The sequence below is a fragment of the Pantoea sp. X-Soil-YNGN-785 genome, assembly GCF_059730585.1.
Genome location: NZ_AP035942.1, coordinates 3797146 through 3809984 on the forward strand (window position 1 = coordinate 3797146; position 12839 = coordinate 3809984).

Below are 12839 nucleotides of genomic sequence, written 5' to 3' on the forward strand. Positions count from 1 at the left end.
CCGCACTGCGGGGCCTTTTTTATTGGCCGGTTGCCTGGTCGTACCGGGTATTCTCTATTAGGGTTAAGGCATCTTTTAGCTGAACGCTCAAGAGGAACCGGCATGTCTTACTCCCCTGCGTTACCGGAATTCACGCTGATCGACCGCTACTGGCGGGCAGCAAATTACCTCTCCGTCGGACAGATTTACCTGATGGATAACCCACTGTTACGCGAACCGCTCAAACCGGAGCACATCAAACCGCGTCTGCTGGGCCACTGGGGCACCACGCCAGGGCTGAATTTTATCTATGCCCATCTCAACCGTGTTATCCGCAAACAGAACCTGAATATGATCTACATCTGCGGGCCCGGACACGGCGGCCCCGGCATGGTGGCAAATACCTGGCTGGAGGGCAGCTACAGCGAAATTTATCCGCACATCTCCCCGGATGCAGCGGGCATGCAGCGCCTGTTTAAGCAGTTCTCGTTTCCGGGCGGCATTCCCAGCCACGCAGCACCGGAAACCCCCGGCTCGATTAATGAAGGCGGTGAGCTGGGCTATTCGCTCTCCCATGCCTTTGGTGCCGCTTTCGATAATCCCGATCTGGTGGTGCCGTGCGTGATTGGCGACGGTGAAGCCGAGACCGGCCCGCTGGCCTCCAGCTGGCACGGCATCAAATTCCTCAATCCTGAACGTGACGGCGCGGTGCTGCCGATTCTGCATCTCAACGGTTATAAGATTGCCAACCCGACATTGCTGGGTCGCAGCAGCGACGACGATCTCCACCAGCTATTCAGCGGCTACGGTTATGAACCGCTGTTTGTCAGCGGGCATGACCCGGAAAAAATGCATCCGCTGATGGCGGAGGCGCTGGATAACGCCTTCAGTAAAATCGCCGCGTATCAGCGTGAAGCCCGCAGCGGCAACGCCAGTGACGATGTGCCGCGCTGGCCGATGATTATTCTGCGCAGTCCCAAAGGCTGGACCGGCCCCAAAACGGTCGACGGTAAGAAAGTGGAGGACTTCTGGCGGGCGCATCAGGTGCCGGTTGCGGCCTGTCGTGAAGATGACGGTCATCGTCAAATCCTTGAGACGTGGATGCGCCGCTACCAGCCCGATGACCTGTTTGATGAACAGGGTCGCTTAAAACCGGAACTGCAGGCGCTGGCACCGGAAGGCGATAAACGCATGGGCGCATCACCCTATGCCAATGGCGGCCTGCTGCGCCGCGAGCTGGATACGCCTGCGCTGGCGGAGTTTGCCTGCGATGTCAGCGAGCCAGGCACAGAGATGGCGCAGGCCACGGAGCATCTGGGCCGCTATCTCAGCGTGCTGTTCCAGCGCAACCGCGATAATTTCCGACTGTTTGGCCCGGATGAAACCGCCTCTAACCGCCTGACGCCAGTGTTCGACGTGACCAGCCGCACCTGGCTGGAACGAACCGAGCCTTATGATGAGCAGCTGGCGCGGGATGGCCGGGTGATGGAAATCCTCAGTGAGCATCAGTGTCAGGGCTGGCTGGAAGGTTATCTGCTGACCGGCCGTCACGGGCTGTTCAACTGCTATGAAGCCTTTATCCACATTGTCGATTCGATGTTTAACCAGCATGCCAAGTGGCTGAAAGTGTCGCGTAAGCTGGGCTGGCGTAAGCCGATTTCATCGCTGAACTACCTGCTCTCTTCCCATGTATGGCGACAGGACCACAACGGCTACAGCCATCAGGATCCGGGCTTTATGGATCACGTCGCCAACAAGAAAGCGGATATCGTGCGCATCTATCTGCCGCCCGATGCCAATACGCTGCTGTGGGTTGGCGATCACTGCCTGCGCACCTGGAACCGGATCAATGTGATTGTCGCGGGCAAACAGCCAGCACCGCAGTGGCTGGATATGGCCAGCGCCGTGACGCATTGCGAAGCGGGGATGGGTGAGTGGCGCTGGGCAGGCACCATGCCGGAGAATGAACAGCCGGATGTGGTGATGGCCTGTGCCGGTGATGTGCCGACCATGGAGACAATGGCGGCGGTGGATCTGCTGCGCGAGATGCTGCCCGAACTGCGCATCCGGGTGGTGAACGTGGTCGATTTACTGGCGCTGCAGCCACAGGATAAGCATCCGCATGGCAAATCTGATGCGGAATTCGACGCCCTGTTTACCCAGGATAAGCCGGTGATTTTTGCCTTCCACGGCTATCCGGCGCTGATACATCGGCTGACCTATGCGCGTACCAATCATCGCAACTTCCATGTGCGCGGCTTCAATGAAGAGGGAACCACCACCACGCCATTTGATATGACGGTGCTGAACGAGCTTGACCGTTATCATCTGGCGCAGGAGGTGATTCTGCGGGTGCCGGGTCTGGCCGACGCCCATCCCGAGCTGCTGGAGGATTTACAGCAGCGTCTGGCGGAACATCACCGCTATGTCCGTGAACATGGCGAAGATTTGCCGGAGGTGCAGAACTGGAAATGGCCGTCGGCCACCGCACCCGGTGCGCCCGATTAAGCGGCCAGCAGCGCGTCGGTCAGCATCCAGACGGTGGTCGCCACCAATGACAGCGCCATCAGGCTGTTAAACAGCTGACGCTTCCAGGCAATCTGCAGATGGCTGCGCAGGCGATCGCCCAGCGCAGCCCAGATCAGGATGCAGGGCAGATTGAGCAGCATAAAGCCGATCATCACCGTCAGCACGCCGCTGCTGCCGGTGTAGAGCAGCGCGACGTTAGTGGCCATCAGCCAGGCTTTGGGGTTGATCGCCTGGAAGCAGGCACCGCCCACCAGCGTCATCGGCTGTGGTCGGGTTCGCGCTTCCGGTGCACCGGCGCGAAAAATTTTCCAGGATAACCACATCAGATAGGTACAGCCTGCCAGCGTCAGCGGCAGGCGAATCGCCGCCATCCAGTGCAGCAATATTTCCAGCGCCATCCCGGCAATCACCGTCTGTAACGCGCAGCCCACTAAAATGCCAAACACCATCGGCAGGGTCCGCCGCATGCCAAAATTGACGCCGGAGGTCGCCAGCAACAGATTGTTCGGGCCTGGCGTAATGGACATCACGGTGACGTAACTGAAGAAAGAGGGATCGAGCATAGTGGCTCTCCTGAAAGTGGACAGAGTTCTATGCTACGACGGAGAAAGAGATGGTAACAGTGACACAAAATTACTATTGTTATGGTTACAGTTCCCGTTAACAGCAATTGTACCCATCTACGCCGGAGGCTTCTGTGTCCCTTGCTCCCACTTCCGATCAGCCACTCTATCAGCAGCTCGCAGACAGCTTCGCTGAGGCCATCCATCAGGGCACGCTGAAACCCGGTAAACGCCTGCCGGCGATTCGCCGCGTCTCTCAGTCACACCAGGTCAGCGTCAACACGGTGCTGAATGCCTGGCAGCTGCTGGAAGATCGCGGGCTGATTGAGGCGCGTCCGCAGTCGGGCTATTACGTGCGTGGCGTATTGCCCGCCGTCACCCGTCACGGTCAGCATAAAGCCCGGGTACGCGACCCCAGCAGCGGCAAGCTCGACCTGATTGATAAGGTGTTTGCAGCGCAGAACCATCCCGACTACACCAATATCTCGCTGGCCTGCCCGCAGGACAGCGAGCTGTTTCCGGCGGCGCGCATCGCCCGGATTACCGCCTCACTGCTGCGCCGTCATCCCAACATTATCGGGCGCTATGCACTTCCGCCCGGTAGTGAGCGCTTACGGGAGGAGATTGCGCGACGGGCGCTACACGCCGGGCAAACGCTCACCGCCGATGAGATCACCCTGACCCACGGCTGCATGGAGGCATTACAGCTGGCGCTGCGGGCGGTGACGCAGCCCGGCGACTGTGTCGGGCTGGAGTCGCCGACTTACTTCTTCCTCTTCCCGCTGCTGGCGTCGCTGGGCCTGAAGGCGCTGGAAATCCCTACCGATCCGCAACATGGCCTGTCGCTGGATGCGCTTGAGATGCTGCTGCAGGAGCAGCGTATTAAGGCACTGATTGCAATGCCCAGCGTGCAGAACCCGCTGGGCTGTGGCATGTCGCTGGAGAATAAGAAGCGGCTGGCGAAGTTAGTGAATACTTACCACGTTCCGCTGATAGAAGACGGGCTGTATGACGAGTTGCAGTTCGACTGGCCACTCTCGCCCGCCGTGAAAGCCTTTGATCGCGATGGCTGGGTGATTTACTGCACCAGCTTTACCAAAACCGTGGCACCCGACTTTCGACTTGGCTGGACCGCCGCAGGCCGTTTTCATGACGCGATTGCCCGACTGAAAGCAGTATCGTCGATGGCCGAATCCGCCCTGCTCTCGGAAACGCTGGCGGAGTTTCTTGCGTCCGGCGGTTACGACCATCATCTGCGCACGCTGCGTCGTCGCTATGCGGCCAATCTGGATGAGGCGCGCGGTCTGATCGCACGCTACTTTCCGGTAGGAACCCGCGCGACGCTGCCGCGCGGTGGATTTGTTTTCTGGGTCGAGTTACCGGGCGGCGTGAATACCACCGAGATGTTTGATCGGCTGCTGCAGGAGCAGATTTGCGTCACGCCTGGCGCGCTCTATTCATTGAGTGAGCGCTACAACCATGCGCTGCGTCTCTCCTGCTGCTATCCGTTTGATGCCCGCTACACCCGGGCGATTCAGCACGCGGGCGAAATCGCCTGTGAACTGGCGGGCGTGCCGTGCGGCGAAGCTCAGGGTGTACCGTTGCGACCCCAGACGGTATAGCCGCGACGTTCAGTCAGACGCTCATAATAGGTGCGCACCGCCGGATAGTCGGGATGATCGAGCGGGGTTTCAAACCAGCGGTTCACTGCCAGGCCAATCGGAATGTCTGCCAGGGTAAAATTGCGTCCGGCGACGTAGCGGCCGGTTTTTTCCAGTTGCTGATTGAGAATGCTCATGGTGTGCGCCCAGCCTTTGCTGGCTGCAGCCAGCAGTCGCGGGTCCTGATGGGCCGGTGAGTTTCGAACCAGCGACATAAAGGCGTAGCGCCATGAGGTGTTGAGTTCGGTGGATTGCCAGTCCATCCACTGATCAACAGGCGCACGCGTCTGCGGATGCAGAGGATAAAGCCATTCACCGCCATAGGCGTTCGCCAGATAGCGCAGAATGGCGTTGGATTCCCACATCACAAAGTCATCATCTTTCAGTACCGGCACCATCGCATTCGGGTTGAGTGCCATAAATTCGGGCAGGTGCGTTGAACGGAAGCCGTCGCCCCACTCTTCGCGCTGGTAATCAAGGTCCAGCTCGTCACACAGCCATAATACTTTGCGCACGTTGATTGAGGAGGCGCGTCCCAGGATCGTCAGCATTCACAGTCTCCGGTAAAATCTTTAACTTATTGATAACGCTGTTAGCTGTTATAAGCAATCATCCGGCAGAGAAAAGGCCACACTGAGCCCAGAGCAAGGAGTCACAATGAAGGTCGCGTTTAAGCAAGTCGATGTGTTTACCTCATCAGCCTTTAACGGCAATCCGCTGGCGGTGATCATGGATGCTCAGGGGTTAAGCGACAGCCAGCTGGCGGCGATTGCCCGCTGGACAAACCTGTCGGAAACCACCTTTGTCCTGCCGCCTCAGCATGAAGAGGCGGACTATCGGGTGCGGATTTTTACCGTTGAAGGGGAACTGCCATTTGCCGGTCATCCGACGCTGGGCACCGCCCATGCGCTGCTGGAGGCGGGATGGCCAACCCGCACGCCGGGTGAAATCGTGCAGGAGTGCGGCGTCGGTAACGTGACGGTGAAGATTGGTGACGCGGGCCTGGCATTTGCCGCGCCGGCTGCCACGCTGATGCCCTGGCAGGATGCGCGGATGAGTAACGCCTTAAACAGCGATGCGTTCGATCTGACGCAAAGTCCGACGGTAGTGGACATGGGGATTCGCTGGCTGCTCATACCGATGATCAGCGCTGAAGCGGTACTGGCGCTGCAGCCCGATGTCAGTGAATTGCAGCATCTGATTCAGCATGCGGGTGTCTCGGGCATCATGCCCTTTGGCCGCCTGCCCACTGGCGAGCCTGAACAGTATGAAGTGCGCGGTCTGCTGGTGGAGAATGGCAGCCTGACCGAAGATCCGGTGACCGGCAGCGCCAACGCCTGTCTGGCGCGTTACTTTGCCGCGGCGGGGCAAACCACCCCCTATCGCGTTCGCCAGGGCACGGCCCTGCAGCGCGCGGGGCGGGTGAATGTGACCTTTGCCGGTGAGACCATCTGGATTGGCGGCAATACCGTGACCGTCATCGATGGCACCATTACGCTGTGAAAGGCGGCGGCGTCGTGTTTTCCGCGACGCCGCCCGGGGTTAAATTCCCTGCCCGCCGGACGCTTCAATGCGCTGGGCGGTGATCCAGCCGGTTTCGTCACTGAGGATCGCGCTGATAGCGTCGCCGATATCATCCGGCAGTCCGACCCGACCCAGCGCCGTCAGCCCGGCAATCTGGTCGTTAATCTCGCGGGTATCACGCACACGTCCTCCGCCAAAGTCTGTCTCTATCGCGCCAGGTGCCAGAATATTGACGCGAATGCGGCGTTCACCCAGCTCTTTCGCCTGATAACGCGTCAGGACTTCCATCGCCCCTTTCATCGACGCATAGGTCGCGGAGCCAGGATAGACCAGGCGGGTCAGACCGCTGGAGATATTCAGGATGCGACCCCCGTCGTTAATCAGCGACAGCAGCTTCTGGGTCAGGAAGTAAGGCCCTTTGAAATGCACATTCACCAGTGCATCAAATTCCGCCTCGGTGGTGTCGGTAAACGGCTTGTAGTGTCCGTGACCGGCGTTGTTCACTAAATAGTCAAAGCGCTCACGCTGCCACTGCTGTTGCAGTACCGCTTTCACCTCGCCGACAAAGCGATCAAACTGCCCGGTTTCGCCGACATCCAGCGCCAGCGCCACGGCGCGCTGTCCCAGCGCTTCAATTTCCTTTACAACCGACTGCGCCTCATCGGCATGGCTGCGGTAAGTCAGAATAATATCTGTGCCTCTGGCAGCCAGTTTTAAGGCTCCATTGCGGCCTAAACCGCGGTTTGCACCGGTAATTAACGCCACTTTCTGATTCATCTCACACACCTGTTGAAAAATTGAACACGGTTTAAGGATATTCGCGAATTATTGATCTATAAACAGGGTTAAACGCGCATCACTGTTTCAATAAAAACAACAATCGGTGAACAACATGGACAAAATTCACGCAATGCAGGTGTTTGTGCGGGTGGCCGAAATGGGCAGTTTTACCCGCGCGGCAGAGAGTTTGGGCATACCTAAAGGCAGCGTATCGCGACAGATTCAGGCGCTGGAGAATCAAATGGCAACACGTTTGCTGCATCGCACCACGCGCCGGGTGCAACTAACCCAGGATGGCCTGGTCTATTACGACCGCTGCCTGGATCTGTTGTCGATGATTGACGATATGGACAGCCTGTTTCAGCACGAGCCCGCTTCGCTCAGCGGTAAACTTCGGGTCGATATGTCAGTGGCGATGGCCACCGGCTTTATCCTGCCAAGGCTGCCGGAATTTTTGCAGCACTACCCGGGCGTGGAAATTGAGCTGAGCAGCAGCGACCGACAGGTGGATGTGATCCGGGAAGGATTTGACTGCGTCATCCGGGTCGGTGAGCTGAAGGATTCGGGGCTGATTGCGCGAAAAATTGGTACTCATACCTTGATCAACTGCGCCAGCCCTGGCTACCTTTCGCGGTTCGGCATGCCAATCCGGCTGGAAGAGCTGTCGCAGCATGCGATGGTGCATTACAGCCAGCAGCTCGGCCAGGCCTCACCCGGCTTTGAATATTTTGATGGCAGGCAGTGCCATTACGTTCATACCGGTGGCGTGGTGACGGTGAACAGCACGGAAACCTACCGCGCCGCCTGTCTGGCAGGGCTGGGGATTATTCAGGTGCCCGCCGCCGGGATTCAGACATTACTGGAAAGGGGCGAGCTGGTGGAAGTGCTGCATCGCTTTCCCGCCAGACCGATGCCGATCCATCTGCTCTATCCGCACCGGCGCAATGTGGCACGCCGCGTAAGGGTATTTATGGAGTGGCTGAGTCAGGTGTTACAGGAGTACGTCACCTGAGCGGCTATACTTTGATTTTAATGATAAACAGGACAGTGAAGGTCTATGACAGACAAGCAGGAAAACCCGCAGGATATGCAGCCAGAAAAGCCGCTTATCGATATTAAAACCGGCAATCACACCGTGGATGAGTCGATTGTTCGCGTGTCGCGCTTCGCCACCTGGTTCCAGTCTATTCCGGCGGTAGCGCATTTTATTCGCGCTCTCGACCGCTTTAATGACCGACTCGGCAGTCAGTTTGGCGCAGCCATTACTTATTTTTCATTTTTATCGCTGATCCCCATTCTGATGGTGTCGTTTGCCGCCGTGGGTTTTGTGCTGGCATCGAATCAGGATCTGCTGACCGATATCATCAACAAAATCGTCAGCAGCATCAGTGACCCGACGCTGGCAACCACGCTGAAGAATACGGTGAATACCGCCATTCAGCAGCGTGCCACCGTGGGTATCACCGGTTTACTGCTGGCGCTCTACTCCGGTCTTAACTGGATGGGTAATCTGCGTGAAGCGATCCGCGCCCAGTCGCGCGACGTGTGGGAACGTAAACCGGATGACAAAGAGAAGATCTGGAAGCGTTATATTCGCGACTTCCTGTCGCTGACGGGTCTGATGCTGGCGCTGGTGATTACGCTGTCGCTGACCTCGGTGGCCGGTTCTGCCCAGGCGACCATTGTGAGTGCGCTGGGGCTGGATGGCATTGAGTGGTTACGGCCTGCCCTGACCATTATCGCCACGTCGATTTCCGTTCTGGCGAACTATCTGTTGTTCCTCTGGATTTTCTGGATCCTGCCGCGTCATAAGCCGCGCAAGAAAGCACTGTTCCGCGGCACCCTGCTAGCGGCAATCGGCTTTGAGGTGATTAAGTTTGTGATGACGCTGACGCTGCCGAAGCTGGCGACCTCACCTTCCGGTGCAGCCTTTGGTTCTGTACTCGGTCTGATGGCGTTCTTCTATTTCTTCGCCCGTCTGACGCTGTTCTGTGCAGCGTGGATCGCGACGGCCAAATATAAAGACGACCCTCAGATGCCGGAAGCGGGCAGCGCATCCCGCCGCAAAGCATCGTAATCCGTTAACAACAGCGGAAAATGTCACCCTTCGGCTATTTTTTCACCAGATAACAGGATGAATAGCTAAGGGGTCACTTTTATTTAGCCCTTTCTTAGAGTATCCCGCCAGATATCGTCCGGTTTACCCCGGTATCGCCCGGCATTCGTCACACCACAGAAATTATCCTCTTTTTGCCCTCTGAAGCCAGACGCGGCGCGGGTTTTCATCATTGAATGCGCTCTGGCAGATGCGTAAGATTCTTTGTCTGTATTTACAAATAAGAAACAGTTATGCAAGCCTCCCTCACAGATACACTCGACAAACAGCAGGATCCCACACCGGTTAACTCACGCAGTAAAGTGGTGATTGCCTCGCTGGTCGGCACGGCCATCGAGTTCTTTGACTTCTATATTTATGCCACTGCTGCGGTCATTGTTTTCCCGCACATTTTCTTCCCGCAGGGTGATGCCACGGTCGCGACGCTACAGTCGCTGGCCACTTTTGCTATCGCCTTTATCGCGCGCCCGATTGGCTCTGCGGTGTTTGGTCACTTTGGCGATCGCGTCGGGCGTAAAGCCACGCTGGTTGCCTCGCTGCTGACCATGGGGATCTCTACCGTGGTGATCGGCCTGTTGCCGAGCTATGAAACCATCGGTGTGCTGGCGCCGCTGCTGCTGGCGCTGGCGCGTTTTGGTCAGGGGCTGGGGCTGGGCGGTGAATGGGGCGGCGCGGCGCTGCTGGCGACGGAAAACGCCCCGGCGAAGAAGCGTGCGCTTTATGGCTCTTTCCCTCAACTGGGTGCGCCGATTGGCTTTTTCTTCGCGAACGGGACTTTCCTGCTGCTCTCCTGGCTGCTGACCGATGAACAGTTTATGCAGTGGGGCTGGCGTGTGCCGTTTATTCTCTCCGCTGTACTAGTGCTGATTGGCCTGTATGTGCGCGTGTCGCTGCATGAGAGCCCGGTGTTTGCCAAAGTGCAGAAAGAGAAGAAGCAGGTTCGCGTGCCGATTGCGGCGCTGCTGGGCAAGCATCTGACTGCCACCATTCTCGGCACCTTTATCATGCTGGCGACCTATACGCTGTTCTATATCATGACCGTCTATTCGATGAGCTATGGCACCACGCCAGCACCAGCGGGTCTGGGCATTCCGCGTAACAGTATGCTGTGGATGCTGATGCTGGCGGTGATTGGTTTTGGTGTGATGGTGCCGATTGCCGGTTTGCTGGCCGACCGTTTTGGTCGTCGCAAGACGATGATTACCATTACGCTGATGATTATCGCGTTTTCGTTCCTGTTCCCGGCAATGCTGGGTTCCGGTTCACAGGCGCTGGTGATGGCGTTTCTGCTGCTGGGTCTGAGCATTATGGGGCTGACGTTTGGCCCGATGGGCGCGCTGCTGCCGGAGCTGTTCCCGACCGAAGTGCGTTATACCGGTGCCTCGTTCTCCTATAATCTCTCCTCGATTCTGGGTGCCTCGGTTGCGCCGTACATCGCGACCTGGCTGAATGCCAATTATGGTCTGCAGGCAGTGGGGCTGTATCTGGCGTCGATGGCGGTGCTGACGCTGATAGCGTTGCTGGCCTGTAAAGAGACGCGTCACCAGACATTGTATGACGTTTAATCCTGTTGGATGAAGGTCAGTGAAACCCGGCAGCCGCCGGGTTTTTTTATGGAGCGGGCTCACAGAGTACAACTGCTCTGAAGGGCTAAAAAAAGCATCGCCTTATGGTCAGGTGACAGGCTCAGGGAGCATACGCCTTTCGCAAAGACGCAAAAGACGCCATCCCTGGCGGGCTCAGCGCGGGCGATTACGCACCTCATCCCTGAGGTGCGCCCGTAAACGGGCCAACGCTTTGCGTTGTTCAAAAACGCTCCCGGCGTTTTTGTCCCTGGCCCGCGATGCTTTGCTACAGGCGTATGCTCCCATCGCTTGAAGTGGATTAGTTGTCTGTTCGAAAAAGCTGAATCGCGTTTAAAGGCGTAGTGATATTGGCAGCAATGAAGAAGCTTAAGGACACAGGCACGGTCTTATAGCAATGCAGGCAGTGTTCACAAACAAAAAACCCCGACGAGCCGGGGTTTGTTTTGCTGAATACTGTGTTGCCGGTTATTAGCCCGCGACAGCGATACGCTTCATATCGGTCATGTAGCCACGCAGTTTGCGGCCAACAGTTTCAATCGGATGCTGGCGAACCGATTCGTTGACATCACGCAGTTGCGCGTTGTCGACCTGCGTGCCTTCAACCGCTTTACCCAGATCGCCTGGCTGCAGCGTGGTCATGAACTCTTTCAGCAGCGGCACCGCAGCGAAGGAGAACAGGTAGTTACCATATTCGGCGGTATCAGAGATAACTACGTTCATTTCATAAAGACGCTTACGTGCGATGGTGTTCGCAATCAGCGGCAGCTCATGCAGTGATTCGTAGTAAGCAGACTCTTCGATGATGCCGGCATCGACCATGGTTTCAAACGCCAGCTCAACGCCCGCTTTAACCATTGCAACCATCACTACGCCTTTGTCGTAGTACTCCTGCTCTTCGATTTTGCCTTCATACTGTGAGGCAGTTTCGAATGCGGTCTGGCCGGTCTCTTCACGCCAGGTCAGCAGGTTTTTATCATCGTTAGCCCAGTCAGCCATCATGCCGGAAGAGAATTCGCCGGAGATGATGTCATCCATGTGCTTCTGGAACAGCGGCGCCATGATGGTTTTCAGCTGCTCTGACAGCGCATAAGCGCGCAGTTTCGCCGGGTTAGAGAGACGATCCATCATCAGGGTGATGCCACCAAACTTCAGTGACTCGGTAATGGTTTCCCAGCCGAACTGAATCAGTTTTTCTGCGTAAGCCGGGTCCGTACCTTCAGCCACCAGCTTGTCGAAGCAGAGCAGTGAACCCGCCTGCAGCATGCCGCACAGGATGGTCTGCTCACCCATCAGGTCAGATTTCACTTCTGCAACGAAGGAGGACTCCAGAACGCCAGCACGATCGCCGCCGGTCGCTGCTGCCCAGGCTTTAGCAATCGCCATGCCTTCGCCTTTTGGATCGTTTTCCGGGTGAACCGCGATCAGCGTCGGAACACCAAAGCCGCGTTTGTACTCTTCACGGACTTCTGTACCCGGGCACTTCGGTGCCACCATGACTACGGTGATGTCTTTACGGATGCTTTCGCCCACTTCAACGATGTTGAAACCGTGCGAGTAACCCAGCGCAGCGCCATCTTTCATCAGCGGCTGAACAGCCTGAACGACAGCAGAGTGCTGCTTGTCTGGCGTCAGGTTAACCACCAGGTCCGCCTGCGGGATCAGATCTTCGTAAGTACCCACTTTGAAACCGTTATCGGTCGCTTTGCGCCATGAAGGGCGTTTCTCAGCAATCGCTTCGGCACGCAGTGCATAGGCGACATCCAGACCTGAATCACGCATGTTCAGACCCTGGTTCAGGCCCTGCGCGCCACAGCCAACGATAACGACTTTTTTGCCTTTCAGGAAACTGGCACCATCCGCGAATTCATCACGCGCCATGAAACGACATTTGCCTAATTGCGCCAGCTGGTTGCGCAGGTTCAATGTGTTGAAATAGTTAGCCATGGGTACTCCGATAAGGTTGTGTTTGCTTTTTTTGTTCAGGAACGGCGTGTCATGCAACGCCGCGAATGACCCCATCATATGACAGGAATTCTGTTGCTTAAATTGATATATTAACAACGTCACATTGCAATAAATGCAACACTAAACAGAGGCGACG

10 protein-coding genes are annotated in these 12839 nt (G+C 57.0%); 6 read left to right on the forward strand and 4 right to left on the reverse strand.

Annotated features, from left to right (window positions below):
• Positions 1-102 precede the first annotated feature (102 nt).
• Positions 103-2487 (forward strand): phosphoketolase family protein, encoded by a 2385-nt coding sequence (locus AC6I8E_RS17720; RefSeq protein ID WP_497824270.1) that lies wholly within the window; start codon positions 103-105, stop codon positions 2485-2487.
• Here the strand turns inward: AC6I8E_RS17720 and AC6I8E_RS17725 are convergent.
• Positions 2484-3071 carry a LysE family translocator gene (locus AC6I8E_RS17725; RefSeq protein WP_033784262.1) on the reverse strand — a complete coding sequence of 196 codons (588 nt, stop codon included), beginning with the start codon at positions 3069-3071 and terminating at the stop codon, positions 2484-2486. The two genes, AC6I8E_RS17720 and AC6I8E_RS17725, sit on opposite strands and share 4 nt — an antisense overlap.
• Before the next feature lie 134 nt (positions 3072-3205).
• On the opposite strand from AC6I8E_RS17725, the gene AC6I8E_RS17730 reads away from it, so the two are divergent.
• Positions 3206-4693 (forward strand): aminotransferase-like domain-containing protein, encoded by a 1488-nt coding sequence (locus AC6I8E_RS17730; protein ID WP_497824271.1) that lies wholly within the window; start codon positions 3206-3208, stop codon positions 4691-4693.
• On the opposite strand, the gene AC6I8E_RS17735 is transcribed toward AC6I8E_RS17730, so the two are convergent.
• Positions 4660-5283: a glutathione S-transferase family protein gene (locus AC6I8E_RS17735; protein WP_033734411.1), complete on the reverse strand. Its 624-nt coding sequence runs from the start codon at positions 5281-5283 to the stop codon at positions 4660-4662. The genes AC6I8E_RS17730 and AC6I8E_RS17735 overlap by 34 nt on opposite strands.
• Before the next feature lie 106 nt (positions 5284-5389).
• Between AC6I8E_RS17735 and AC6I8E_RS17740 the strand changes: the two genes are divergently transcribed.
• Positions 5390-6235 carry a PhzF family phenazine biosynthesis protein gene (locus tag AC6I8E_RS17740; protein ID WP_497824272.1) on the forward strand — a complete coding sequence of 282 codons (846 nt, stop codon included), beginning with the start codon at positions 5390-5392 and terminating at the stop codon, positions 6233-6235.
• Between the two features lie 39 nt (positions 6236-6274).
• Here the strand turns inward: AC6I8E_RS17740 and AC6I8E_RS17745 are convergent, their stop codons facing one another.
• Positions 6275-7033 carry an SDR family NAD(P)-dependent oxidoreductase gene (locus tag AC6I8E_RS17745; RefSeq protein ID WP_497824273.1) on the reverse strand — a complete coding sequence of 253 codons (759 nt, stop codon included), beginning with the start codon at positions 7031-7033 and terminating at the stop codon, positions 6275-6277.
• A 115-nt stretch (positions 7034-7148) separates the two neighbouring features.
• Here AC6I8E_RS17745 and AC6I8E_RS17750 point away from each other — a divergent pair, with 115 nt between their 5' ends.
• The 3 genes from AC6I8E_RS17750 (at position 7149) to AC6I8E_RS17760 (ending at position 10717) form a co-directional block, all read left to right on the forward strand.
• A complete protein-coding gene (locus AC6I8E_RS17750; RefSeq protein ID WP_013359435.1) occupies positions 7149-8048 on the forward strand; it encodes a LysR family transcriptional regulator in 900 nt (299 codons plus the stop codon).
• A gap of 45 nt (positions 8049-8093) precedes the next feature.
• Positions 8094-9113 carry an inner membrane protein YhjD gene (yhjD, locus tag AC6I8E_RS17755; protein ID WP_033784266.1) on the forward strand — a complete coding sequence of 340 codons (1020 nt, stop codon included), beginning with the start codon at positions 8094-8096 and terminating at the stop codon, positions 9111-9113.
• A gap of 272 nt (positions 9114-9385) precedes the next feature.
• The gene (locus AC6I8E_RS17760; protein ID WP_033784267.1) at positions 9386-10717 is read left to right on the forward strand and encodes an MFS transporter; all 1332 of its coding nucleotides are present in this window, start codon (positions 9386-9388) and stop codon (positions 10715-10717) included.
• A 489-nt stretch (positions 10718-11206) separates the two neighbouring features.
• Here the strand turns inward: AC6I8E_RS17760 and ilvC are convergent, their stop codons facing one another.
• Positions 11207-12682 carry a ketol-acid reductoisomerase gene (gene ilvC / locus AC6I8E_RS17765; protein ID WP_095707684.1) on the reverse strand — a complete coding sequence of 492 codons (1476 nt, stop codon included), beginning with the start codon at positions 12680-12682 and terminating at the stop codon, positions 11207-11209.
• Positions 12683-12839: the final 157 nt, after the last annotated feature.